This window comes from Micromonospora sagamiensis (assembly GCF_014680085.1).
Lineage (GTDB): Bacteria > Actinomycetota > Actinomycetes > Mycobacteriales > Micromonosporaceae > Micromonospora > Micromonospora inyonensis.
Genome location: NZ_AP023438.1, coordinates 5524162 through 5548237, shown reverse-complemented (window position 1 = coordinate 5548237; position 24076 = coordinate 5524162). Strand labels below are relative to the sequence as shown.

Genomic DNA, 24076 nt, shown 5'->3' with positions numbered 1-24076 from the left:
GGCGGTGCGACCAGGCGGGGTGTCGGGTGCGCGGACGTGACGAAGACGGACATGCTGCCTCCCTGTTCGGGTGCCGCGCGACGCGCCGGGGTCGGCGGTCAGTACGGCGTGGGTCGGACGGCCACCGGCGCGAGGGTTGACGCGCTGGGCCGCAGGACGGTCGGGCCGAGCGTGGGTAGCCCGGCGATGGACCAGGCGGCGAAGCCGCCCACGACATCGGTGGCCCGGTGCAGGCCGATGTCCTGCAACGCGGCCGCGGCGAGCGACGAGGTGTAGCCCTCCTGGCACAGGATCACGACCCGCAGGTCGTAGTCGACGACCTGCGGCAGCCGCGCGGCGCAGCGCGGGTCGAAGCGCCACTCGAGGACGTTGCGTTCGATGGCGAGCGCACCCGGGACGCTGCCGTGCGCGGCCCGCTGGGCGGCCGGCCGGATGTCGACCAGCAGCGCGCCCCGCCGGTGGGCCAGGTGGGCCCGCTCCGGGTCGAGCCGGTGCAGCCGGGCCCGGGCGGCGGCGAGGATCTGGTCGATCCCCCGGGAGCCGGGAGGCGGCACGGCGGACGGGCCGGGAGGCGCGGTGACGGACGGGGTGGGCGGACAGTGGCGGGTCGGGTGCATCGTGGGTCCTCCGGGGCAACGGGGGTCGCGGACGCCAGGCGGGCGACGGGGTCGGGGCCTCACCAGGCGACGCCGGCGAGGGCGACCTCGGCGACCCGGAGTCGGCCGTCGGTGAGGTGGTAGCGGGTCATCCGGTGCAGGGCCGGGCGGTAGACGTGCAGGCTCACCGCCGGCCGGTCTCCCCGGTTGGTCACCCGGTGCACGTGTCGCGGGCCGAACCGGCGGCCGACTCCTGCGGCGAGCAGGTGGGGGCGCAACTGTCCACCGGCGACGACCTCCTCGGTCAGCGCGCCGGAGACCACCAGGAAGGCACCGGCGGAGCCGCCGTGGTCGTGCAGGTCGGTGCCCTGCCCGGGGAGCCAGGTGAGCAGCCAGACCTCGTGGTCCGGTCCGGACGCGAGCCGGGCGTACCACCGCTGCGCGGGGTCGAACCGCACCGGCAGGGACGGCACGGCGTGCCGGCGGGCGACGGCGAGCAGGTCCGGCTCGTACGGATGGTCCATGGCGGGGTCCTCGTGACGCGGGGCGACGGAAGCGGACCCAGAATAACCGCTAAAACCTAGCGGATTAGTATGCTTTCCCGAGTACTGGGACACCGATGGCGGGCACGTTGGCTCAGCGCCGGACCGGCGGCTCCACCCGGTAGCCGGGGACCGAGGGCCAGCGGACCGTGACCAGCACCGACTCCCGCTCGGCGTACCAGGAGTGGTCGACGCCCCGCCCCCAGAGCACGTAGTCACCGGGCTCGCTCAGGCGGACCGTCCGGTCCGGCAGCTCCACCCGGAACGCCCCACTGACCAGCACCAGCAGGGCGGTACGGCACTCGTCGGTGGCCCACCGGGACCGGCTCTCCCCCGCCCCGTGCACCCCCCACTTCACCTCCACGTCGGTGCTGTGGCGCGGGTCGTCGACGGGCATGAAGTGCCCCAGCAGCCAGCCACCGTTGCCGGCCCCGTCCGCCCCCGCGTTGCCCACGTACACGGTCTCGTCCATGTCCTCCCCTCCCCGTCGTGGCGCAGCAGGCTAACAGCCGCCGTGACTAGGCTGGCGGGGTGACCGACGAACTCGACGACGAGACCCTCGCCTTCGCCCACCGGATGTTCGACCTGGCCCGGGGCGGCGTCACGGAGGAGCTGGCCGGGCAGGTCGACGCCGGGCTGCCGGTCAACCTGACCAACGACAAGGGCGACACGCTGCTCATCCTCGCCGCGTACCACGCCCACCCGGAGACGGTCACCGCCCTGCTGGCCCGGGGCGCCGACCACGGCCGTACCAACGACCGGGGGCAGACCGCGCTCGCCGCCGCCGTGTTCCGCAAGAGCCTCCCCACCGTCCGGGCGCTGCTCGACGCCGGCGCGGACCCGGACCACGGCACACCGTCGGCGGCGGAGGTCGCCCGCTTCTTCGACCTGCCGGAGATGCTGGCGCTGCTCGCCCGGGACTGACCCGCCCCGACCGCGGTACGGCGGGGCCCGCAGCCGGTATACAGGAGACCGTGGAGGATCCCCTGCCCGAACAGATGCGCACCGCCGCCGGGGCGCTGCTGGCCGCCCTCGACGGCCCGACCCGCGCCCGCGCCGCGCACCTCTTCGACGACGACGCCCGACGCCACCTGGAGTACCGGCCGCGTCCCCGGCCCGGGGTCTGCCTGGCCGACCTGGACCGGGCCGCCCGCAAGGCCACCCACCGCCTGCTCGCCACCGCGCTGAGCCCGCACGCGTACGCCCAGGCCATGGCGATCATGGCCCTGGAGGAGGTGCTCGACCGGGCGGAGGGGTGGCGTCGGGGCCGACACAGCGACGACTACTGGGTCGCCGTCTTCGGCGATCCGGCGCACGACGACCGCTGGTCCTGGCGGGTGGAGGGACACCACCTGTCGGTCAGCATGACCGTGGTGGACGACCGGGTGGCCGCCGCCCCGGTCTTCCTCGGCGCGAACCCCGCCGCCGTCCGCCACGCCGGCCGTACGGTCTCCCGGCCGCTCGCCGCCGAGGAGGACCTGGCGCGGGCCCTGCTGGACGCGATGGGTGCGTCCGCCCGCGCCGCCGCCGTCGTGGACGCCCACGCCCCCGACGACATCATCAGCGCCACCCGCCCGAACGCGCCCGGACGGATCGACCCCCTCGGAGTGCCCGCCAGCCGGCTCGGGCCGACCGGCCGGGCGCTGCTCGACCAGTTGGTCGCTCTCTACCTGGACCGGCTCCCGCCGGAACTGGCCGCCCGGGAGGCCCGCCGGCTCGACGGTGGGGAGCTGCACTTCGCCTGGGCCGGCCCGACCGCGCCCGGGCAACGCCACTACTACCGGGTCCAGGGCGAGGACCTGCTGATCGAGTACGACAACACCGCCGCCGACGGCAACCACGCACACACCGTGCTGCGTCGCCCGTCGGCGGACTTCGGCGCGGACCTGCTCGCCGCGCACCACGCCGAGGCCCACCCCCGCGACCACTGAGCCAGCGGGGTCCCCCGGTCAGCCCGGCTTGACCGCCTCGACCAGGAAGCGCCGGGCGTGGGCGACGAACGCCCCCTCGGCCTCGATCCGCTCGTGCAGACGGCGCAGCTGCGGGCGGTACCGGTCCACGGTGAAGTCGGGGACCGTCCAGACCACCTTGCGGAGGAAGTAGACCACCGCCGCGATGTCGTGGAAGACCGTCCGCAGCGTGGCCGTCCGCAGGTCGACCACGCGCAGGCCGGCGGCCCCGGCCGCCGCGAGAGCCCACTGCGGTGTCTGGGTCTCCCGCCCCCGGCGCGGGCCGACGAGCGCCTCGGACAGCTCCCGGACCGTGCCGGCGCCGATCTGCTGGGAGAGGTACCGCCCGCCGGGGCGCAGCACCCGGGCGATCTCCGGCCACCAGGTGTGCACCGGATGCCGGCTGGTCACCAGGTCGAACGCGGCGTCCCGGAAGGGCAGCGGTGGCCGGTCGGCGACGGCGACCACTCCCGCGCCCAGCTTGCGCAGGGTACGGCGGGCGACCTCGACGTTCGGCGGCCACGCCTCGGTGGCGACCAGCAGGCGGGGTGCCCGGGGTATCCCGGCGAGCACCTCACCGCCGCCGGTGTCCACGTCGAGCGCGGCCCCGGCGCGCGCCATCCGGTCGGCCAGCAGCCCGGCGTAGCCCCAGGGGGCGCGTTCCTCGCTGGCCCGACCGTGCAACCAGGAGAAGTCCCACCCCTGGAGCGGAACGGCGGCACCCTCGGCCACCAGCGTGTCGAAGTCGGTGATGGACACCGGGGCAGTCTCGGCCATCCGGACGGCCCGGACAACCGGTTTCGCAGCCGGTGTCCCGGCCGGCACCGGGTTCACCGGCCGCTCACGGGCCACCGGCCGACGTCTGCCGTCACCGCCCCGCGCGGTGGCTCACCCGTTGACCGGAGGGACGGAGGAGCGGCGGAGTTCCACGGTGGACCCCGTCACCGCGCCGAGCGACTCCAGGCCGCCCGCCTCGACGCGACCACGGTCGAAGATCCGCACCAGGTGCGCGCCGAGGGCCACCCCGACCGCGCCCACCGCGATCGCGACCAGCTCGGTGACGAACAGCGCGGCGGAGGGCCCGCGCCGGGGTGCGTCGGCCCGGACCAGGCAGGTCACCACGAAGATCGCCGCCATCGCGACGTTGACCACGTTGAAGCTGATCGCGGTACGGCGGGTACGACCGGCCGGTACGTCCCACAGGTCGACCATTCCGGCGACCCCGGCCATCGCGGCGGCGACCAGCGCCGCCACCGACGTCCAGTAGCCCACCTCGCCGAGGAAGTCCGGCCCGCCGGCCAGCTCGAACAGGTCGAACAGGGTCGCGCAGACGAAGAGTCCGAACGGGAACGTCACCAGCATGGGTTGGATCGGGTGACCGTGCACCCGCAGTCGGCTCTGCATGTGCCCTCCCCCGGCTCGGCTGCGACCCGGGGTTGCTACCCGGGGCGCCACACGACGAAACGGTCAGGACCCCCGGGACCGGGAGACGGTGACCACCAGCCGCTCGGCGACCTCCCGCAACGGGATGGAGAGTGCCGAGGCGGCGCTGCGCAGCACCTGGAGCGCCTCCGGCGCGGGACAGCCCCGCTGGGTCATGATGACACCGATGGCCTGCCCGACCACACCCTCCTGGAGAAGAGTTTCGTCGATCTGTTCGACAAGCGCCGTCCGATGTGCCCGGCCCCGCACCCCGGCCAGCAACAGTCCGGCGTGCTCGGCCAGCAGCATGGCGGTGAGCTGACGTCGCGCGGTCAGGGCGTCCGGCCTGTCGGCGTACAGGTTGAGCACGCCGATGACGTGGTCGTCGACGTCCACCGGCGCGGCGAGCACCCCCCGGACGCCGAGGGCCCGGGCCCGCGCCGTCCAGGCCGGCCAGCGCTCCTCCGTCGCGAGGTCGGCGGAGAGGACCATCTCCCGACGGTGGACGGCGCTCATCGCGGGGGACTCGGGGCCGTGCCCCAGGTCGTCCAGTTCGGCCAGGCGCGGGTCCGAGGAGGCCACACCGGCCGGTTCGCCGGCCCGCAGCGCGGTGAACCCGCACCAGGTGACCCCGGGCACCGCGTCCCGGGCGACGGTGACCAGCCGGGTCAACGCCTCGTCGAAGTCGGTGGTGTCGAGCAGGACCGCGGTCAGCTCGCGCAGCAGTGCCGCGGTCTCCAGCACACCCAGGGTCTCCGCGACCGGTTCGTGCGTCTCCAGGTTCACCGCGATCGGTTTGTGCGTCTCGAGGTTCACCGGGGCGAAGCCTCCGTCGTCACCGCGTCGGACACGGCTCCCCGTACCGCCAGCATCCCCATGCTTCCTCGTCTCCCGCCGTTACGGACCCGCCGTTCTACCCCAGGGATCGCACCCCGAAACGGGGTGGAGCGGGCCCCTCCCGACAACGCGCGCACGCCGGGAGGGGCCCCGGACGATCAGCGGGAACCGCTGCTCAGCCGCCGTCCCACCGAGGCGATCAACCGGTCCAGCTCGGAGCCGAACGGGTTGTCGTGGACGAGGTACGTCCAGGTGGCGCTGGGCCGGACGAGCTGGCCCGCGTCCGGCTCCCAGTCCTCGTCGAACTCGGTCTCGGTGAAGGTGGCGATGGTCCGCGCCTCGATCTCGGGGATCAGCGCGTTGAACGCCGGTACGGCCGCCCGGTGGAACTCGTCGAGCGGGTCCAGCCGGCCCAGCGCCCGCAGGTGCACACCCTCGCGGACCTCGGAGAGCTCGGCGAGGTGCTCCGCCCAGAGCCGGTCGGTGTGGTAAAGGGCGATCGACCGGGCGGCCCGGGTGAGCAGGTCCTCGTCCATCTCGCCGGCCTTCTCCGGAACCCGGTCCAGCAGCATCAGCGCGGCGACCTCGGTGGTCAGCAGCCGCTCGCGCCGCTCGGCGAGCGCCTTGCGCTGCTGCTCGATCACCACGCTGTACCGCCAGGTGTTGCGGTGGATCTCGTGGTTGACACCCTCGGCGACCCGCTGGGCGTGCTCCACCGCGTAGTCGACCTGGGGATCGGTGACCAGGCCGTCGGCGTTCATCCGGGGCGACGGCGGGACGGCGTCACCGGCGTGCCGGACGACCAGGTCGTCCTCCAGGCTGACGAAGAAGACCGACCCGCCCGGGTCGCCCTGCCGACCGGCCCGGCCCCGGAGCTGGTCGTCGACCCGACGGCTGTCGTGCCGGCCGCTGCCGATGACGTACAGGCCGCCCAGCTCGGCGACCCGCTCCCGGTCGGACTGGTCGCTGCCGCCGAGGCGGATGTCGACGCCCCGGCCGGCCATCTGGGTGGAGACGGTGACCGCGCCGTACGCGCCGGCCTCGGCGATGATCGCCGCCTCCTCGTCGTCGTTCTTGGCGTTGAGCACCACGCACGGCACCCCGGCCGCGTTGAGCCCGGCGGCGAGCTGCTCGGACTCCTTGACGTCGAGGGTGCCGACCAGCACCGGGCGGCCCGCCTCGTGGCAGCGCGTGATCTCGTCGATCAGCGCCTCCTCCTTCTCCGCCCGGGTCGCGTAGATCCGGTCCGGCTCGTCCTCGCGCACGCACGGGGTGTTCGAGGGGATCACCGCGACCTCGAGGGAGAAGAACTCGCGGAGCTGGTCGCCGACGAGCACGGCGGTGGCGGTCATCCCGCAGACCTTCGGGTAGAGCCCGACGAACGCCTGCACGGTGACGGTGCCGAGCACCTCGCCCTCGGCCGTGGCGTCCAGCCCCTCCTTCGCCTCCACCGCGGCCTGGAGCCCGTCGGGCCAGCGGCGGCGCTGGGCGACCCGGCCGCGCATCTCGTCGATCAGCTCCACCGTGCCGTCGCGGACGATGTAGTCGACGTCCCGGTGCAGCAACGCGTGCGCGTGCAGCGCCACGTTCACCGCGGAGAGCTGGGCGACGTTCTCCTCGGCGTACAGGTCGATCCCGCCCATCCGGGCCTCCACCGCGGCCAGGCCGGCGCTGGTGAAGGCGGCGCTGCGGCCGTCCTCGGCGACCGTGTAGTGCTTGCCCCGGCGCAGGCCGCGCACGATCGCGGCGGCCGCGTGCACCGGGTCCTGCTCGCCCGGCACGGCGCCGGCGAGCACCATCGGAACCCGGGCCTCGTCGATCAGGATCGAGTCGGCCTCGTCCACGATCGCGGTCCGCAGCGGCGGCTGCACCCGGTCCTCGACGTCGGTGACCAGCTGGTCGCGCAGGTAGTCGAAGCCTGCCTCGCTGACCGAGACGTAGGTGACGTCCCGGGCGTAGGCCTCCCGCCGCTCCTCGGGCGTGGAGGCCTCGTTCACCCAGCCGACGGTGAGCCCGAGCAGGGTGTAGACGGGCTCCATCCACTGCGCGTCCCGGCGGGCCAGGTAGTCGTTGACGGTGAGCACGTGCACCGGGCCGTTGCCGAGCCGGACGTGGCCGTACGCGGCGACGGTCGCGGTGAGCGTCTTGCCCTCACCGGTGGCCATCTCGGCGACCTTGCCGGACAGCAGCGCCATCGCACCGAGCAGCTGCACGTCGTACGGACGCTGGTCGAGCCCCCGGCGGGCCGCCTCACGGCCGATCGCACAGATCTCGACGTACCCCGAGGCGGCCTGCGCGGCCTCGGTCAGCTCGCCGTCGTCGAGCGCGACGAGCTCCTCCTCACGCGCCTCGATCTGCGGCAGCAGCTTCTCCAGCGGAGCCAGCTCGACCGTGCTGCCCGGACGCTGGAGGAAGCGCCGGAACCTGCTCTTCAACCGTTGCGACACACCCATGAGCGGCAACGGTACGCGACCCGGCCCCGCTCGTGCGGCCCGGCCGCCGCGCCCGGCCCCGGTGTGTCGCCGCACCGAGGGCGGGACCGGACATCGACGCTGGTCGGCGCGGCCCGCTCAGCTCACCAGGAGCTGGTGGGCGGCCAACTCGCGGTAGAGCGGGCTGCTGCCGGTCAGCTCGTCGTGGGTGCCGACGGCGACCACCCGGCCGCCCTCCAGGACCACGATCTGGTCGGCGTCGACCACCGTCGAGAGCCGGTGCGCCACGATCAGCAGGGTACGCCGGACGGCGACCGCGTCGATGGCCCGGCGGAGCGCCGCCTCGTTGCGGGCGTCGAGGTTGCTGGTCGGCTCGTCGAGCAGCAGAACCGGTGGCCCGGCCAGCAGGGCCCGGGCGATGGCCAGCCGTTGCCGCTCCCCGCCGGAGAGAAGCACGCCGCCCTCCCCCACCTGCACGTCCAGTCCCTGCGCCGTCCGGGTCACCAGGTGCCCGAGGTTGACCTCGTCCAGGACGGCCAGCAGCCGCTCGTCGGTGGCGTCCGCGGCGGTGAGCAGCAGGTTCGCCCGCAGCGTGCCGGCGAGCACCGGGGCCTCCTGCTCGACGTAGCCGAGCCGGGACCGCAACGCGTCGCGGGGCAGGTCACGCACGTCCACCCCGTCCAGCCGCAGCGTGCCGGCGCTGACCTCGTAGAAGCGTTCGACCAGCGCCAGCAGGGTGGACTTGCCGGCGCCGGAGGGACCGACCAGCGCGGTCCGGGTCCCGGCGGGGACGGCGAAGCTGACCTCGTGCAACACCGGCGCTCCGTCCCCGGGGTAGCCGAAGCCGACCCGGTCGAACTCGATCGCCGCCGCAACCGGCCGGGGGCCGTCGGCCGCAACCGGCCGGGAACCGTCGGCCGCCACCGGCCGGGAACCGTCGGCGGTGACCGGGCGGCCCGCACCGCCGGCAGTCGGGCGCCGATCGCCGTCGAGGTCCGGGGCGTGCCCACCGGCGACGGCCGGACCCGCGCCCGACGCCCCCCGGCGGGGCGCGTCGGTGGCTCCCTCCGCCGGTACGGCGAGGATCTCCTCGATCCGCTGGAGCGCACCGAGACCGGTCTGGAGCTGGGTGAACGCGCTGAGCGCCTGGCCCAACGGCAGGACCAGGAAGAAGAGGAACATGATGAAGGCGACCAGGTCGCCGACGCTGAGCGCACCGGCGGCCACCCGGGCCCCGCCGACCCCGAGCACCAGCAGGAACGCCCCCTGGACCGTGATCGAGCCGGCCGGGCCGACCACCGCCTGCACCCGGGCGACCCGCAGTCCCGCCGCGTACGCCTGCTCGGCGCTGGCCACGACGGTGGTGGTCTCCCGATCCTCGGCCCGGCTGGCCCGGATGGTCCGGGCCGCGGAGATGGCGCGTTCGACCGCGGAGGTCATCTCGCCGATGCGCTCCTGGGCGGCGCGGGACAGGTCCCGCACCCGCCGGGCCACGGTCAGGACGAAGCCGAGTCCGAGCGCCACCCCGGCGAGGGTCACCCCGAACAGCAGCGGGTCCAGCAGGACCATCGCGACGGCCGCGCCGGCCACGGTGACCACCCCGGTCACCAGCTCGAACAACCCCGAGGTGACCACCGCCCGCAGCAGGGTGGTGTCCGAACCGACCCGGGAGAGCAGGTCACCGGTACGGCGCTGGTCGTACTCGGCGATCGGCAGCCGCAGCAGGTGGCCGGCGAGCCGGCGCCGGGTGGTGAGCACCAGCCCCTCGGCGGTGCGTTGCAGCAGGTAGTCGCGGAAACCGTAGAGGACAGCCCCGACCACGAGCGCGGCGACGAGCACGCCGACCAGCGGACCCACCGGCCGGGACGCGGAGACCGCGTCGAGCAGCGCCCGGGTGAGCAGCGGCTGGGCGAGCGCCGATCCGGCACCGAGCAGCGACAGCACCCCCACCACGACGAGGGTCCCCCGGTGGGTACGCAGATACGGCAGGAGGGCGGCGAGTCCGACGCGTGGGGCGGCTCCGGTGGTCACCGGACCACGGTAGCCGCCCTCCACATCCGACCGCGCCGCCCACCGCCCGCCGCTGCCGCCCCGCCGCCGACGCCGGCGCTGCCGGCCTGGGTGGTTGCAGGGGTCCCCTCCTCGTCAAAAAGCGGTAGGAAGGGGCCCCTGCAACCACCTCAGCCGCAGCAGCGGCGGCCGGCACCATGGCGGAAGCGGTGGGCGGGTGCTCAGCAGGTGAGCACGACCTGGAGTTCCTGGCGGCGTCGCTCGGCCAGGTCGGTCAGGAGGGTCGGGGCCTCCTCGAACGGGACCGTCGCCGAGACCAGGTGCTTGCGGATCACGTCGCCCTGCTCCCGCAGCAGGTCGACCGTCTCGGCGGAGAGCCGCTCCCGGTCCCAGGTCGGGGCGAGCCCGCGCGGCACCCGGCCGATCTGGGCGCAGCGCAACGAGAGCCCGTTGTGGTGGAACTCCTCGCCGAGTCGGACCTCGTCCGCCCCGGCCTGGTAGAAGGCCAGGTCGACGACCGTGCCCTGGGGGCGCAGCAGGCGCAGCGCGAGGTGCAGCGCCCAGGCCTGTCCCCGGCACTGGAACACCACGTCGGCACCCCGGTCCCCCGGGCCGTGCGCCCAGCGGGTCTTGAGCACGACCGCCGGGTCCTCGGCGTCCGGGTCGAGGGTCTCCAGGCCGAGCGCCTCGGCGACCCGCCGGCGCTGCGGCGTCGGGTCGAGCACCACCACCGAGGCGGCGCCGCCCCGCTGGGCGAACAGGGCGGTGAGCAGGGCCACCACTCCGCTACCGACCACCGCGACCCGCCGACCGGCCACTCCGTCGCCGAGCGACCGCACGTCGGTGCCGTGCAGGTCGGCGGCGGCGTGCAGCAGGCCGTTGGCGCAGATCGGGCCCATGTGGGCGACGTAGACGCCGAGCATCGGATCGAGGTCGTCGGGGAGCGGGACGAACCGCTCGGCGACCGGGTCGGCGACGTACCCGGTGCGGTGGCCGTAGGTCATCGCACCGACCGCGCCGACCTCGACCGCCGGGGTGGCGCTCTCCACGACCCGGCCGACCTGCATGTAACCCAGGCGACGCACCGGATACGGCGTGCTCGCCCCGCCGGGCTGGAACAGGCCGAGGTCGGCGTTCCAGGTGACGTGCAGGTACGGGTTGGTGCCCTTGACGTAGCTCAGCTCGGTGCCGGCCGAGACGCCACTGTAGAGCGTCTCGACGCGGAAGGTGCCGTCCCGCAGTTCCTCGGCGTCCTGCGCGACCAGCTCGACCCGCCCGGGGCCGTCGACCACCACGATCTTGTCACGCACCGACGGTCACCCCCATCCGGTCCGGCGTGGGCAGGGCCACCGGCCGGCCGGTGCGCGCGCTCTCCGCGACCGCGCAGGCGAGCCGCTGGGTGCCGAGCGCTTCGGCGTACGGGACGCGGATGTCGTCCCCGACGCCCCGGACCGCGTCGACGAAGGCCCGGTCGACGGCGACCCGGGCCCCGTCGGGATCGGCCTCGAACCGGCGTTCCCCGTCGGCGTCGCACACCACCAGGCCGTCCTCGGCCAGCGTCAGGGCCAGCCCGTCGGCGAGGATCTCCAGTCCGGCCCGGTGCTTCCAGCCGAGCACGCAGGCGGCGGTGAGGGTGCCGACCGCGCCGTCGGCGAAGCGCGCCGCCGCGACGGTGACCGAGTCGATGTCCGCCCCGTCGACCGGGGGCGGCGTGCCGTTGCCGTACGCGGTGACCTCGGTGATCTCACCGACCAGGACCCGGATCAGGTCGAGCACGTGTGCCGCCTGCTCGACGACCGGCCCGCCGGAGCGGTCCCGCCGCGCCCACCAGGCCACCGGCGGCACCTTGTCCAGCCAGCTGCCGCTGACCATCCGCACCGGGCGGTCGGCGAGCAGTTCGCGGGCCTGTTCCACCACGTGCAGATAGCGCCAGTGGTGGCCGACCGCGGTGAGCAGGCCGCGCTCGGCGACGCGCTCGGCGATCCGCTCGGCGGTGTCCAGGTCGACCGCCACCGGCTTCTCGACGAACATCGGCACCCCGGCGTCGATCACCGCCTCCTCCACCGGCCCGTGGGCGAACGGCGGCACACAGACGTACACCGCGTCGCATCCCGCGGCGAGCAGTTCCCCGACGTCGGCGAAGACCTGACCACCGTACCGACCGGCGAGGTCGCTCGCCGCCTCGTGGGCGACGTCGGTCACCCCGACCAGCTCGACGTCCTCGAAGCCGCTGAGCACCCGGGCGTGTCGCTGCGCGACCCCGCCCGCACCCACCAGTCCCACCCGACATCCGACCATGCGAACCCTCCCGACACGTGTCCGTGCCGCAGGGACTGCCCTGGTGGTCAGCGGTACAAACGTTCACCTGGGGGAAATCGGGGTGGTTGGGTCCTGAACGAGATCATTGCGGGAATGCGGTTAGCCGGCGGTGGTGATTGGGAAAACTCCTCGCCACGTCCCGCGCACGACCGGAGCGGACGGCGTCGACTGATGGGGGTGTGCCCGTGCGGGATACGGAAGCGGTGGTGTCACCGGTGGTCGAGGCGTGGGCCACGTACCGGACCACCTCGGCGCAGGAGTGGACGGCACAGCGACTCGTCCGCGCGAAGGGTGACTGCCGGGTCAGCGTGGTGCTGCCGGCACGCAACGAGGAGGCGACGGTCGGCGCGATCGTGTCGACCATCCGGGAACACCTGGTCGACCGGGTGCCGCTGGTCGACGAGTTGATCGTGGTGGACTCCCGGTCCACCGACCGGACCGCGCGGGTGGCCCGCGCCGCCGGCGCGGAGGTGGTCAGCCAGGACGAGATGACCCGGTCGCTGCCCCGGCTGACCGGCAAGGGGGACGCGCTCTGGGCGGGACTGGCCGCCGCGCGGGGGGACGTGGTGGCGTTCGTCGACGCCGACCTGCGGGAGTTCCGTCCGCACTTCGTGACCGGGCTGCTGGGGCCGCTGCTCACCGATCCCGGCATCGACTTCGTCAAGGGCTTCTACCACCGACCGCTGGTCGGCCAGGCGAGCATCGAGCCGGACGGGGGCGGCCGGGTCACCGAGTTGATGGCCCGTCCGGTGCTCAACCTGTTCTGGCCCGAGCTGGCCGGCTTCGTCCAGCCGCTGGCCGGGGAGTACGCCGGGCGTCGGGACGTGCTGTCCCGGGTGCCGTTCGTCTCCGGTTACGGCGTGGAGACGGCCATGCTGATCGACCTGCTGGACATGGTCGGCCTGGACGCGTTGGCCCAGGTCGACCTGGGTGAGCGCAAGCACCGCCACCAGGACACCGCCGCCCTCGGGCAGATGTCGGCGCAGATCATGCTCACCGTCTGGTCCCGGCTGCAACGCCGCGGCTGGGCCAACCCGGACGTCCGACCGGCCGAGCTGCTCACCCAGTTCCGACGGGGCGGCTCGGACGCCCTGCCGAACCTCGACCGCGAAATCGTGGTCAACGACGTCTCGATCGAGGAGCGACCGCCCCTGGCGGAGCTGCGCCACCTCGTCCCCCGTCGCCGCGTGGCCGCGGCGTGACCGCCGGCCGACCCGGCGCCCAGGAGAGGAACCCCGCATGAGCCTGACCGTCCTGATGAACGCCGGCCCCTGGCTGTCCGTGCCGCCGCCCGGATACGGCGGGATCGAGAACGTGATCGCCACGCTCGTACCGGAGCTGCGCCGGCTCGGCGTACGGGTGGTCCTCGCCTCGGTGGGCACCAGCACCCTGCCGGTCGACGAACGGGTCTCGGTCTTCCCCGACGGGCAGTTCTCCGCGCTGCAACGCCCGTACAACCAGGTGTGCGGGGTGGCCCAGGCGCACCTCGCCGGGGTGGCCCGCGAGCTGCACTCCCGCGACGACATCGACCTGGTGCACGACCACGTGGAGGCGGTCGGGCTGGCCACTCTGGCCGCGATGGGCCCCGACGCCCCACCGGCGCTGCACACCCTGCACTGGGACCTGGCCAAGCATCCGGCGCTCTACGGTCACCTCGACGGCGGCGACCGGGTCCGGGTCAACGGCGTCTCCGCCTCGCAGCTGGCCCGGGCTCCGCAGGCGCTGCGCGACCACTCGGTGGGGCACGTGCACCTGGCGACCCCGCTGGCGGTCGACGCCCACCGCCGGCCCCGTCCACCGAAGGGTCGTCACGTGGTCGTGCTGGGCCGGATCAACCCGGGCAAGGGGCAGGACGTCGCCGCCCGGCTGGCCCACCGGTGTCGTTTCCCGCTGGTGCTGGCCGGCCCGGTGGGGCCGTACCACCGGCCGGAGGACCTGGCGGCGGCGGGCGACGAGGCCCGGCAGAACCCGGACGTGCGGTTCTTCCTCGACGAGGTGGCCCCGCACGTCGACGGCGACCGGGTGCGCTGGGTGGGCACCGTGGCCGGTCAGGACCGTGACGACCTGGTGGCCTCCGCCCGCGTCACCCTCTTCCCGCTGCGGTGGGAGGAGCCGGGCGGCACGGCGGTGGTCGAGTCGCTGGCGCTCGGCACCCCGGTGGTCGCCACCGCGCGGGGCTGCCTGCCGGAACTGATCGACCACGGACGCACCGGGTTGCTGACCGACGACGAGGAGCAGCTCGGCGAGCTGGTGCTCGCGGCCGGTGGGATCGACCCGGCCCAGTGCCGACGGGAGGCCGCCACCCGGTTCACCCCTGCGGTGATGGCACAGCGGTACGTCGAGTTGTACGAGCGGGTCCGGCAGCTCGCCTCGGCCCGGTTGCAGCCGGTCTGATCCCGGCGCCGCCGACGACGGTCATGGCGGGTACCCCCGGCCACGCGTTTCGACGCGCCGGCCGGGGGTACTTGTCGATCAACCGAGCAACAGCCCCCAGGCAGGTACGGAGCGAGACCCATGTCGAGGCGGATCACCTTCCAGGTGCGCGAGAACTCGCCCGTGACCGAGGTCCGGCTCGCCGGCACCCTGGACGTGCAGACCATGCGGCCCGTGCACGCCGTGCTGCACCGGTGTCTCACCGCCCAGCCCGACGCGCTCGTCGTCGACCTGGCCGAACTGACCGTCTCCGACCCTCTGGCGCTGGCCGTCTTCGCTGCCGCCGCCCGTCAGGCCGCGGACTGGCCGGCGGTGCCGATGGTGCTCTGCGCCCCGCCGCCGGAGGCGGCGACCTGGCTCGCCGAGTCCACCGCCTGCCGGGTGCTGCCGGTCTGCCGGGACCGCGCCGAGGCCACCCGGGAGGTCGACGCGACCGCCGCGCCCCGCCTGCGGGCCCGGCTCCAGCCGGTCGCGGACGCCTGCCGTCGGGCCCGGGAACTGGCCCGGGACGCCTGCGGACGGTGGAACCTGCCGGAGCTGGTCGGTCCGACCACGGTGGTGCTCAGCGAACTGGTGGGCAACGTGGTCCGGCACGCCGGCACCCCGATGCAGGTCACGCTGACGTTGCGCCGGCCGTACCTGCACGTCGCGGTGGTGGACGGTAGCCGGGCCGCCGCCCGTCCCGCCGACCCGGACCACTGCGCCGAGGGCGGGCGTGGGCTGCTGCTGGTCCGGGAGCTGACCCAGCGCTGGGGCAGTTCGCCGGCCGGGGACGGCAAGGTGGTCTGGGCGATGCTTCCCGCCATGTAGCCTTACGCCCAATTTTTCCCTTCCCGCCTGGTTTCATAGGGAGAGCGACGGGTAGCCACGCCCGTCCTATCCGGCGTGCGGGCGGGGTGAGAAACGGCATGACGACATCGACCACCACGGGGCCGGGTCGGGACCGGGGACCGGCGATCCTCGCGCCAGCCCGGTTCGGCGGTTATCCCGGGCCGGTCCGACCGACGGTGCCGGGCGGGAAGCTGACCCGGTTCCTCGCCACCACCGACCACAAGCAGATCGGGCTGCTGTACCTGCTCACCTCGTTCGGCTTCTTCCTGGTCGCCGGGGTCCAGGCCATGCTGATCCGGGCCGAGCTGGCCCGGCCGGGAATGCAGTTCCTCGCCGCCGAGCAGTACAACCAGCTCTTCACCTCGCACGGCACGATCATGCTGCTGCTCTTCGCCACCCCGGCCGCGTTCGGGTTCGGCAACTACCTGGTGCCGATCCAGATCGGCGCGCCGGACGTGTCGTTCCCCCGGCTGAACGCGCTGGCCTACTGGCTCTACCTGCTGGGCGGGCTGATGGTCCTCGGCGGCTTCTTCAACCCCGGCGGCTCGGCGGACTTCGGCTGGACGGCGTACACGCCGTTGAGCCGGGTCGAGCACTCCCCCGGGGTCGGCGCGAACCTCTGGGTGATCGGCCTGGTGATCTCCGGCCTGGGCACCATCCTCGGCGCGGTCAACCTGATCACCACCGTGCTCACCCTGCGCGCCCCGGGCATGACCATGTTCCGGATGCCGATCTTCACGTGGAACATGCTGCTCACCAGCCTCCTGGTGATCCTGGTCTTCCCGCTGCTGGCCGCCGCGCTGCTCGCGCTCGCCGCGGACCGGTTGCTCGACGCGCACGTGTTCGACCCGGACACCGGTGGTCCGCTGCTCTGGCAGCACGTGTTCTGGTTCTTCGGCCACCCCGAGGTGTACATCATCGCGCTGCCGTTCTTCGGCATCATCACCGAGATCATCCCGGTCTTCGCCCGCAAGCCGATCTTCGGCTACAAGGGACTGGTCGGCGCGACCATCGCGATCACCGTCCTGTCGATGACCGTCTGGGCGCACCACATGTTCGGCACGGGTCAGGTGCTGCTGGCGTTCTTCAGCATCCTGAGCTACCTGATCGCGGTGCCCACGGGAGTGAAGTTCTTCAACTGGATCGGCACCATGTGGAAGGGGCAGCTCACCTTCGAGACGCCGATGCTGTTCGCGATCGGGTTCCTGGTGACGTTCCTGCTCGGCGGGCTGACCGGGGTGCTGGTGGCCTCCCCGCCGGCCGACTTCCACCTCACCGACACCTACTTCGTGGTGGCCCACTTCCACTACGTGCTCTTCGGCACGGTGGTCTTCGCGCTCTTCGGTGGCTTCTACTTCTGGTGGCCGAAGATGACCGGGCGCCTGATGGACGAGCGACTGGGCAAGGCGCACTTCTGGACGATGTTCGTCGGCTTCCACGGCACGTTCCTGGTGCAGCACTGGCTCGGCGCCGAGGGCATGCCCCGCCGGTACGCCGACTACCTGCCCACCGACGGCTTCACCGTCCTGAACACGGTGTCGACGATCTTCTCCTTCGTCCTCGGCGTCTCCACCCTGTTCTTCGTCTGGAACGCCTGGAAGTCCTGGCGGTACGGGGCGATGGTGACCGTCGACGACCCGTGGGGCTTCGGCAACTCGCTGGAGTGGGCCACCACCTGCCCGCCCCCGCTGCGCAACTTCGACCGGATGCCCCGGATCCGCTCCGAACGTCCCGCCTTCGACGCCAAGTACGGCCCGCTCGTGGCCGACCTCGGCCGTGACCTGCCGCAGCGCTCCACCCGCCCGCCACAGACGTTCGGCGAGGAGATGCACCACGAACGGCACGTGCCGGAGTCGCCGAGCGCCGCGGGTGCGCACGGGGCGCGGGAGGCGACTGCGTACCACCCGGCACCGCAGTCCGGTGCCCGGCCGGTGGACGTGCCGGACCCGGACGAGGTGCTCCGCCCGAGCTTCGAGGAGACCGACGAGCCGGAGAACCCGTTCGGCTCGGAACGGGGACCGGACAACAACGACCGCTGGCAGCACCCGCACGGACCGGGCGACCACCCACCGGAGCGCTGACGGGTTGGTTGGTTGGTTGCAGGGGCCCCTTCCTCACGGAAAACGATGAGGAAGGGGCCCCTGCAAACCAACCGACCACGCCAGGCGCAGGGCCCTCAGCGTCGCGGGGCGGTGGCGGGCGCGAAACCGGCGGCGGTGAGCGAGCGCCGCACGGCCGGCTGCGCCCCGGTCAGCCGCAACGGCACCCCGCTGCGCTCGGCGGCGTCCCGGCCGGCCATCAGCGCGGCGACCCCGCCGGCGTCGACGCCCCCCGCACGGTCCAGCTCCACCACCACCTCACGGGGCTGGCCGGTCAACGCTCCCAGCACGGCCCGACGCAGCTGGTCCGCGCCGTCCCGGTCCACCTCGCCGCCGACCTCCACCACCACCCGGTCACCGGCGTGCCGCACCGCGATGCGGGTCCGCCCGCTCTCCGCCTCCGCGCCGTTCTGCCACGGCGGCGGGGCGTCGGCGAGCATCGCCTGACGCAGCCAGGTCAGAGCCCGGGACAGCAGGCGGGAGACGTGCATCTGGGAGATGCCGAACCGCGCGGCGATCTCGGCCTGGGTCTGGTTGCCGTAGAAGCGCATGGCCAGGATCCGCCGCTCCCGCCAGGGCAGCCGGTGCAGCAGGCCGCTGACCGTGACCCGGTCGTCGACCGACTCCAGCGCGTTGTCCGACTCCCCCACCAGGTCGCCGAACTCGGCCGAGCTCTCACCGCCGACCGGCGCGTTCAGCGAGGCGGGGCTGTACCCGGCCGCCGACTCGAGGGCGGCGAGGATCTCCTCCTGCGGCGTCTCCAGCCGCTCGGCCAGCTCCGCCACCGTCGGCGCGCGGGACAGTTCGCTGGTCAGCGCGGAGGTGGCCTGACCGACCTCGAGGATCAGGTCGCGCAACCGTCGGGGCACGTGCACCCCCCAGGTCCGGTCCCGGAAGTGCCGCTTGATCTCTCCCACGATGGTGATCGCCGCGTACGCGGTGAACGAACCGCGCTCCGGGTCGTACCGGTCGACGGCGTTCACCAGCCCCAGCCGGGCGACCTGCTCCAGGTCCTCCAGCGGCTCCCCCCGTCCCCGGTACCGCCGGGCCAGCCGGCCGGCGAACGGCAGGGCGAACCGGACCAGGTCGTCCCGGGCCTCCTGCCGCCGTTCGGGCGGAAGGCCCTCGATACGTGCCGCGTAGGCCAGCGCCGCCGCGTCGAGGTCCTCCAGTCCCCGATCGGTCGGTGACGGGGTGGTTGTGGTGGGCTGTCCGAACATCCGCGCCTCCCTCGAAAGATCCCCGCCCCGCCCGCACGACGGTCACGGGCGCGACGAGGCGCCCGCACCGGGTGCGGGAAGGACGGAAGGTGGGGAATGCCGACGAGCGACAACAGCATGCCGCGCGGCCGGTGCCGGCCGGGCCGTCGCAGCCAGCGGTGTTCCCGCTCTGTAGGTACTCAACCACGGCACCACGGGGTCACGAGGATGTTTCGTCAGGCTGGCCCGGCCCGGCCCGGGTCAGCGGGACGACCGGCACCGGCGGGCGTGGCGCACGTGGCCGCCGGAGACCGGCGGGACGCGGGAGACGGGCGGGAGCTGGCGCTCCGTCAGCCCACCAGCAGGCCCTGGGCGGTGCCGCTGGCGCGCAACGCGGCCAGCGCCGCGTCCACCGCCAGTGGTGGCGGGACCGGAAGGTCGTACGGCTGGTTGCGGAGCACCTCGGTGGCCCGGCGGGTGGGCACCGAGGTGACCGGGTAGCCGCGCGCGGCGGTGCGGTCCAGCGCCCGCCGACGGCGGCCGAACGCGGCGACCGCGAGCCACTGCGGCAAGCCGGCCCACGCCGGAGAGGGCACGCCCGGCGGCTCCGGCAGGACGTCCACCGAGGTGAACGGCTCGCTGCCGGCAAGCCACCACTCGGCGGCGGAGACGCCGCGCCGGGTCGCGTTCTCGCACCAGTACGGCACCAGCCCGGCCCGGACCACCTGCCACGGGTCGAGCAGCCGGCCGCACTCCACCACCAGCCGGTCACCGGTCTTGCCGGCGGAGCGCAGCCAGCCCCGGTACAGGTCGGCGGTCGCCGCGCTGAGCACCTCGGGCTGTGGGAACAGCACCCGGTGCAGCGGATGGCCCCGGCGCCCGGTCCATTCCCGGGCACCGAGTTCGAATCCGGCCTCGACGCCGTTCTCGGCCAGGGCGCGGGCGGATGACACGTCCGGCGGATCCCAGTGGGAACAGTCACCCCCCGCGGAGCGGAGCACCTGCCGCAGCGCCGGGCTGTCCGGGTGGAAGTCGACCGGGTCGAGGCCGCTTGCCGGGCAGCCCACCTGGAAGCTGTGCCCGCCGCCGTCGTCGCGGACCGGCCAGGTGCGGGCGTCCCGCAGCAGCAGCACGGGCGCGTCCGGTTCGAGCCGGGCGGCCAGGAACCGGGCGTACGCGCGCGGCAGGCGCTGCCAGCGCACCGCGAGCGTCACCGTCTCCCCGGCCAGCGCGCCCCGGCTGGCCGGGCAGTGGACCTGGCGGACGTGGACGTCGGCGTTGCCGCGCTGCAACCGACCGGCCAGGTTCGCCCCGTGCTCCCGGGCCGCGCGCGGGTGGTCCACCGCGCCGTCGGTCCAGCGCACGGTCATCTCGAAGCCGGCGGGCAGCCACGGCACGCCCAGCGCGACCGCGAGGTGCACGGCCGCGCCGTGTGCCGAGCCGAGCACCGCGCCCGGGTACCGGCGCCGGGGGTACTGGTCGACGAACCAGCGGGCGACCCGCTCGGCGTCCACCTCGGCGGCCTGATCCACCGACAGCGCCACCCGGCCGGCGGCCCGTGCCACGGCCGCCCGGCGCACCGCTTCCGGTGCGCCGGGGAACCGCGCCAGCGTGGGCGGGTGACTGAGGTCGGCGCAGTCCACCCCGCGCAGCGCCCGGGCGGTGGCCGCCACCAGGACCCGGGCGGTGCTGCCGCTCGTCACCACCCGCTCACCGGCGGGACCGGCGCCGTCGGCCGTGATCCCGGTCCGCGTTCCGCGTCCCGGCCCGACCGTTCCTCGTTCGCTCACCACGCGGCCCGGCTTCCCGTCCGGATGGGGTTCAAACGGGGCGTCCACCACCGGGCGGGACGAATCAACGGGTGCTGGTCCTTTGCGGGTCGGCCGCCCCCGGACGGGTGCCCCGCACCCGCCGTCCCGGCTGGTCCCCGGCGGGGGTTTCGGCCCATCGCGCCGGGGCATCCTGCGTCCCATGTCGCAGGACGAGCAGCCCACCACCACGGCAGGCGCCACCATCACCGCCTACCCGGACGGGCCGTTGCTGGTGCGGGGTGACTTCGTCCTGCTCACCCCCGACGGACGACCCATCGAGACGCGACGGGGGACGGTGGCGCTGTGCCGGTGCGGACGCTCGGCGTCGAAGCCGTTCTGCGACGGCACCCACAAGGTGGTCGGCTTCCGCACCGGATGACCCCGCAAGGCACCGGCTGACGTCGGAGACCTCGCCCACGACGGTCCACCCCGACCGGGGGCGGGGGACGAGCGGTCCGGCGGGCGGGCCCGGCGGCGGTCAGGCCGCCACGGGCAGCGACCCGACCGACGCCGCGCGCAGCGAACTGCGTCCGGCCGCCCAGCTCGTCAACAGGTGGGTGGCGAAGATCCGGTCCACGGCCAGGCAGGCCGCCGCGCCGAAGAGCACGTCGGCGGTGAGGGCCGGCTCGGCCCGGACCAGCCCGCCACAGAGGTCGTACGCGGCGATCTGCTCGTGCACGGCGTCCGCCTCGACGTGCTCGTCGTAGAAGTCGGTGGCCACCTCGTCGAAGCCGAGCCGGCGCAGCCCGTTGCCGTACCGGCGGTTCGGCAGCGACGAGGTCATCTCGAAGGCGGCGAGGTGCCCCACCAGCGCCCCACGCAGCCGACGGTGCAGGCCGAACAGGGAGATCACGTTGCTGGTCGCCAGGGTCACCGCGGGCACCGCGTCGAGGTGCGCGGCGTACCCGGTGTCCAGCCCGAGCCGGCCGAGGGTGCGGCGGAACAGTTCGGCGTGCATGCGTTCCGGCCGGCCGCCGCCGTACTCGTCCATCTGGATCTCCACCAGGGCGGCCTTGACCGCGCCACCCAGCCGGGGGATGGCCCAGGAGTGCGGGTCGGCCTCCTTGAGGTGGTAGATCGAGCGGTGCGTGACGAACTCCCGGAACTGCGCCAGGGTGGCCCGCCGGTGCAGGGCGGCGGCCAGCGACGGGCCGTCGTCGGCCCGGGCCAGCGCGGCCAGTGCCGCCGGCAGGTCGACCGGTCGCACCGCCGGCAGCGGACCGACCAGCTGGCGCAGCGCCGCCTCGAACCGTCGCTCGACGCGGGCCCGCAGGGCCAGCAGCGACGGCTGCCACTCCCACGCCTCGTCCACCCCGGTCCAGCCCCGGTAGTGCGGCTCGTAGCAGAGGAAGAGGGTCAGTTGCAGGTCCTCGTCGGTGAGCGGGTCCACCGGATCGCAGTCGAGGTGCGCCGGAAGGTCGTGCGGCGGCTCACGCAACGCGACGACGAGGGCGGCCGAGACCGGGCCGCGCGGTCGGGGCAGCGGCGCGGGCCCGTGTGCGCGCGCGGCCGGATCTGACATGGCGCCTCCCTGGTCGACTGCGCCGGTAGATGCCCCGGCCACCCCCGCCTAAACGGCCGGCCCGCCCCGGCGGGCCGCGTGCTCTCCGAGCCCCGGCCACGGGTCGCGTGCGGGACCTTCCACGAGGTGGCCGGTGGACCGGCAGCGGTGCGCCTCAGCCCCCACCGCGCCCCGGCGTGCCGGCGTCGGCGTAGCGCAGCACCGCGCCGACGCCGTCGGTCAGCTCCGGCGCCTCGTCCGGCCCCAGCACGGTCACCCCGGCGTCGGTGCCGACCAGGGCCCGTACCAGCGCCGCGTCGGCGCGTACCCGCTGGGGGTGGTCGACGGCCATGGCGGTGAGCTGCCCCGGGTCGGTGGCGATCTCCGTCGGTTCCGGGCCGATCCAGAGTTCGTCGGTGGAGGACGGGTCGTCGACGATCAGCATCGTGTCGACCTGGTTGCGTTGCAGCGCGCCGACCACCGCGTCCAGGCCCGCGCCGACGTCCTCCTGGACGCCGAACCGGTCCAGCGTCTGCTGGATCCGCCGGTCGGCCACCTCGGCGACGGCCTGCACCGTGACGTCCTCCATGGCCGCGAGATCCGCACCACCGGCCCGTTTGCCGGCGTCGGTGCGGACCAGCCGGTCCTGCCAGCGTGGTGGCAGCTGGGCGGCGATCACCCCGGTGGCCCGGACGTCCCCGGCGAGGACCACCACCTCCGCGCCGACCCGCTCGGCCAGCGCGACCGTGGCCGCCGCCGCGTCACCCGCGTTGTGGTGCCAGGCCTCGGTGGCCGCGCGCTGGTAGCGGGACTGGGACCAGCCGCCCGGCTGCACCCGTCGGAGTGGGTGACTCTCCCGACCCCGCACGTGGGCGCGCCGTGGCACCCCACCGGCGTCGACCGCCACGACGTCGGCACCGGTCCGGTCGGCCAGCACCCGCACCCAGGCGACCTCCTCGCCCCGCTGGGCGACAAGCGGCATGGTGTGGGGCAACGGACCATACGCGGCCAGGTCCCGGAGCGGGGGCGCGGAGAGGTACTCGGTGAGCGCGACCCGGCCCCGGTTGGCGAAGAGGGCCAGTCCGTAGTCCCCGGGCAGCGGGGCGTGGCCCCGGACCATCCGGTCCAGTGCCGCGACGGTCTCCGGGTCCGCCCCCTGTTCGGTGAGGCGACCCGCCAGGGCCCGCCACCGCAGGTCCAGGGCGGGGCGTGCGTCCTGGGTGTCCCGGGAGGCGTCCAGGTAGACCGAACACCACGGCCCGGGACGTTCGTAGAGCGGGCGCAGGAAGGACAGCTCCATGCTCGACCCCTTTCCGGCTCGGCCCCGCGCTTACCCGTACCGGTCGCGTTGTCACCTCGCTCGTCGTGCGGTGGCGGACGCGCCGTGAGCGTGTTCACTCATGTCGCTCAACCCACCCGGCCGATACCATCGGTGCACAGAACAGAACTTTCGGTGGTGATGATGGACAGCGACCTCCAACGCCCGCGGATCCTCCGCCCGACCGGCAGGGTCTTCACCGGGCGGGTGGTCCGCTTCATGGACGGCTACACCCGCGAGATGCGGGTGGGACAGCCGATCCTGGTGGCGGTGATGACCGCGGCCGGTCTGACCCAGGTGCTGACCCTGCTGGTCCGGACACTGCTCAGGACCGGTGCGGGCGGGCCCGCCCGGCGCAGCTTCAAGGAACTCAAGAAGGGGCCGGAGTTCCTGGTCACACCGATGCGCCTGCGCGACGCCGACGGTCAGCTCTTCGAGGTCGAACTGCACGGCCACCTGGCGCAGAGCGCGGTGCACCCCGGCGACCACGTCCAGCTCACCCTCCGCGACCAGGGCGACCCGGACCTGCCACCGCGGATCGAGCGGATCGTCAACATCACCACCACCCAGTGGCTGACTCCGCGTCCGCCGACGGTCTGGTCCCACCTCGGGCCGCCGCTGCTGCTCCAGGCGTTCGTCGGGGCGTTGGTGCTGGTGCTGGTGCTGGCCTGGGCGATCACGATCTGAGCCGGACGGGTCTGCCGGCCGGGGCCCCCGGGCAGGCACCCGGAGCATGTTTCCCGGCTTCACCCTGACCGAGGCCGACCTCGTTCCGGT

At 74.1% G+C, this 24076-nt stretch carries 22 protein-coding genes; 8 read left to right on the top strand and 14 right to left on the bottom strand.

Annotated features, from left to right (window positions below; genetic code table 11):
- Positions 1-98: 98 nt before the first annotated feature.
- The 3 genes from IGA62_RS24460 to IGA62_RS24450 all read right to left on the bottom strand — a co-directional run bounded on the left by IGA62_RS24460 (position 99) and on the right by IGA62_RS24450 (position 1610).
- A complete protein-coding gene (locus tag IGA62_RS24460; RefSeq protein WP_145818678.1) occupies positions 99-617 on the bottom strand; it encodes a rhodanese-like domain-containing protein in 519 nt (172 codons plus the stop codon).
- Positions 618-676: 59 nt separating this feature from the next.
- Positions 677-1120, bottom strand: a complete 444-nt coding sequence (locus tag IGA62_RS24455) for a cysteine dioxygenase (RefSeq protein ID WP_145818679.1) — start codon at positions 1118-1120, stop codon at positions 677-679.
- A 112-nt stretch (positions 1121-1232) separates the two neighbouring features.
- Positions 1233-1610, bottom strand: a complete 378-nt coding sequence (locus tag IGA62_RS24450) for a cupin domain-containing protein (protein WP_145818680.1) — start codon at positions 1608-1610, stop codon at positions 1233-1235.
- A 59-nt stretch (positions 1611-1669) separates the two neighbouring features.
- Between IGA62_RS24450 and IGA62_RS24445 the strand changes: the two genes are divergently transcribed.
- Both IGA62_RS24445 and IGA62_RS24440 read left to right on the top strand, forming a co-directional pair.
- Positions 1670-2062, top strand: coding sequence for an ankyrin repeat domain-containing protein (locus IGA62_RS24445; protein WP_145818681.1), 393 nt, complete (start codon positions 1670-1672; stop codon positions 2060-2062).
- A gap of 50 nt (positions 2063-2112) precedes the next feature.
- Complete coding sequence (locus IGA62_RS24440; RefSeq protein WP_186499895.1) at positions 2113-3069, top strand: DUF3500 domain-containing protein; 957 nt, start codon at positions 2113-2115, stop codon at positions 3067-3069.
- 18 nt (positions 3070-3087) lie between these two features.
- Here the strand turns inward: IGA62_RS24440 and IGA62_RS24435 are convergent, their stop codons facing one another.
- From IGA62_RS24435 to IGA62_RS24405, 7 genes are all read right to left on the bottom strand, one after another.
- The gene (locus IGA62_RS24435; RefSeq protein ID WP_232625133.1) at positions 3088-3840 is read right to left on the bottom strand and encodes a class I SAM-dependent methyltransferase; all 753 of its coding nucleotides are present in this window, start codon (positions 3838-3840) and stop codon (positions 3088-3090) included.
- Positions 3841-3975: 135 nt separating this feature from the next.
- The gene (locus tag IGA62_RS24430) at positions 3976-4491 is read right to left on the bottom strand and encodes a DUF2231 domain-containing protein (protein WP_145818683.1); all 516 of its coding nucleotides are present in this window, start codon (positions 4489-4491) and stop codon (positions 3976-3978) included.
- A gap of 63 nt (positions 4492-4554) precedes the next feature.
- Positions 4555-5295: a GAF and ANTAR domain-containing protein gene (locus tag IGA62_RS24425; RefSeq protein WP_145822030.1), complete on the bottom strand. Its 741-nt coding sequence runs from the start codon at positions 5293-5295 to the stop codon at positions 4555-4557.
- 209 nt (positions 5296-5504) lie between these two features.
- Entirely contained in the window at positions 5505-7799 is a 2295-nt protein-coding gene (gene secA2 / locus IGA62_RS24420) for an accessory Sec system translocase SecA2 (RefSeq protein ID WP_145818684.1), read from the bottom strand.
- A gap of 117 nt (positions 7800-7916) precedes the next feature.
- Positions 7917-9809: an ABC transporter ATP-binding protein gene (locus IGA62_RS24415; RefSeq protein ID WP_186499897.1), complete on the bottom strand. Its 1893-nt coding sequence runs from the start codon at positions 9807-9809 to the stop codon at positions 7917-7919.
- Between the two features lie 200 nt (positions 9810-10009).
- On the bottom strand, positions 10010-11098 hold the full coding sequence (locus tag IGA62_RS24410) for a zinc-dependent alcohol dehydrogenase (RefSeq protein WP_145818686.1): 1089 nt from the start codon (positions 11096-11098) through the stop codon (positions 10010-10012).
- Complete coding sequence (locus tag IGA62_RS24405) at positions 11091-12086, bottom strand: Gfo/Idh/MocA family protein (RefSeq protein ID WP_145818687.1); 996 nt, start codon at positions 12084-12086, stop codon at positions 11091-11093. Before IGA62_RS24405 ends, IGA62_RS24410 begins: the two co-directional genes overlap by 8 nt.
- Before the next feature lie 206 nt (positions 12087-12292).
- Between IGA62_RS24405 and IGA62_RS24400 the strand changes: the two genes are divergently transcribed.
- The 4 genes from IGA62_RS24400 (at position 12293) to ctaD (ending at position 17452) form a co-directional block, all read left to right on the top strand.
- Positions 12293-13309, top strand: a complete 1017-nt coding sequence (locus tag IGA62_RS24400; protein WP_145818688.1) for a glucosyl-3-phosphoglycerate synthase — start codon at positions 12293-12295, stop codon at positions 13307-13309.
- A gap of 37 nt (positions 13310-13346) precedes the next feature.
- Complete coding sequence (locus tag IGA62_RS24395; protein WP_145818689.1) at positions 13347-14501, top strand: glycosyltransferase; 1155 nt, start codon at positions 13347-13349, stop codon at positions 14499-14501.
- Between the two features lie 120 nt (positions 14502-14621).
- The gene (locus IGA62_RS24390) at positions 14622-15350 is read left to right on the top strand and encodes an ATP-binding protein (RefSeq protein WP_145818690.1); all 729 of its coding nucleotides are present in this window, start codon (positions 14622-14624) and stop codon (positions 15348-15350) included.
- 98 nt (positions 15351-15448) lie between these two features.
- On the top strand, positions 15449-17452 hold the full coding sequence (gene ctaD, locus IGA62_RS24385) for an aa3-type cytochrome oxidase subunit I (RefSeq protein WP_145818691.1): 2004 nt from the start codon (positions 15449-15451) through the stop codon (positions 17450-17452).
- Positions 17453-17547: 95 nt separating this feature from the next.
- On the opposite strand, the gene IGA62_RS24380 is transcribed toward ctaD, so the two are convergent.
- Together IGA62_RS24380 and IGA62_RS24375 are read right to left on the bottom strand one after the other, a co-directional pair.
- Positions 17548-18690, bottom strand: a complete 1143-nt coding sequence (locus IGA62_RS24380; protein ID WP_145818692.1) for a SigB/SigF/SigG family RNA polymerase sigma factor — start codon at positions 18688-18690, stop codon at positions 17548-17550.
- 329 nt (positions 18691-19019) lie between these two features.
- On the bottom strand, positions 19020-20411 hold the full coding sequence (locus IGA62_RS24375; protein ID WP_145822031.1) for a hypothetical protein: 1392 nt from the start codon (positions 20409-20411) through the stop codon (positions 19020-19022).
- Positions 20412-20640: 229 nt separating this feature from the next.
- Between IGA62_RS24375 and IGA62_RS24370 the strand changes: the two genes are divergently transcribed.
- On the top strand, positions 20641-20859 hold the full coding sequence (locus tag IGA62_RS24370) for a CDGSH iron-sulfur domain-containing protein (RefSeq protein WP_145818693.1): 219 nt from the start codon (positions 20641-20643) through the stop codon (positions 20857-20859).
- A 99-nt stretch (positions 20860-20958) separates the two neighbouring features.
- Here IGA62_RS24370 and IGA62_RS24365 read toward each other — a convergent pair whose 3' ends face one another.
- Positions 20959-22002, bottom strand: coding sequence for an iron-containing redox enzyme family protein (locus tag IGA62_RS24365; protein ID WP_145818694.1), 1044 nt, complete (start codon positions 22000-22002; stop codon positions 20959-20961).
- A 154-nt stretch (positions 22003-22156) separates the two neighbouring features.
- Entirely contained in the window at positions 22157-23281 is a 1125-nt protein-coding gene (locus IGA62_RS24360; RefSeq protein WP_145818695.1) for a baeRF2 domain-containing protein, read from the bottom strand.
- Between the two features lie 153 nt (positions 23282-23434).
- On the opposite strand from IGA62_RS24360, the gene IGA62_RS24355 reads away from it, so the two are divergent.
- Positions 23435-23986: a hypothetical protein gene (locus IGA62_RS24355; protein WP_186499899.1), complete on the top strand. Its 552-nt coding sequence runs from the start codon at positions 23435-23437 to the stop codon at positions 23984-23986.
- Positions 23987-24076: the final 90 nt, after the last annotated feature.

Excerpts from the sequence above, each read along its gene's own strand:
- ctaD (WP_145818691.1), top strand. The coding sequence starts at position 15,449 with ATGACGACATCGACCACCACGGGGCCGGGTCGGGACCGGGGACCGGCG.
- IGA62_RS24455 (WP_145818679.1), bottom strand. The coding sequence starts at position 1,120 with ATGGACCATCCGTACGAGCCGGACCTGCTCGCCGTCGCCCGCCGGCAC.
- IGA62_RS24380 (WP_145818692.1), bottom strand. The coding sequence starts at position 18,690 with ATGTTCGGACAGCCCACCACAACCACCCCGTCACCGACCGATCGGGGA.
- IGA62_RS24430 (WP_145818683.1), bottom strand. The coding sequence starts at position 4,491 with ATGCAGAGCCGACTGCGGGTGCACGGTCACCCGATCCAACCCATGCTG.
- IGA62_RS24460 (WP_145818678.1), bottom strand. The coding sequence starts at position 617 with ATGCACCCGACCCGCCACTGTCCGCCCACCCCGTCCGTCACCGCGCCT.
- IGA62_RS24370 (WP_145818693.1), top strand. The coding sequence starts at position 20,641 with ATGTCGCAGGACGAGCAGCCCACCACCACGGCAGGCGCCACCATCACC.
- IGA62_RS24450 (WP_145818680.1), bottom strand. The coding sequence starts at position 1,610 with ATGGACGAGACCGTGTACGTGGGCAACGCGGGGGCGGACGGGGCCGGC.
- secA2 (WP_145818684.1), bottom strand. The coding sequence starts at position 7,799 with ATGGGTGTGTCGCAACGGTTGAAGAGCAGGTTCCGGCGCTTCCTCCAG.
- IGA62_RS24365 (WP_145818694.1), bottom strand. The coding sequence starts at position 22,002 with ATGTCAGATCCGGCCGCGCGCGCACACGGGCCCGCGCCGCTGCCCCGA.
- IGA62_RS24405 (WP_145818687.1), bottom strand. The coding sequence starts at position 12,086 with ATGGTCGGATGTCGGGTGGGACTGGTGGGTGCGGGCGGGGTCGCGCAG.
- IGA62_RS24390 (WP_145818690.1), top strand. The coding sequence starts at position 14,622 with ATGTCGAGGCGGATCACCTTCCAGGTGCGCGAGAACTCGCCCGTGACC.
- IGA62_RS24360 (WP_145818695.1), bottom strand. The coding sequence starts at position 23,281 with ATGGAGCTGTCCTTCCTGCGCCCGCTCTACGAACGTCCCGGGCCGTGG.
- IGA62_RS24395 (WP_145818689.1), top strand. The coding sequence starts at position 13,347 with ATGAGCCTGACCGTCCTGATGAACGCCGGCCCCTGGCTGTCCGTGCCG.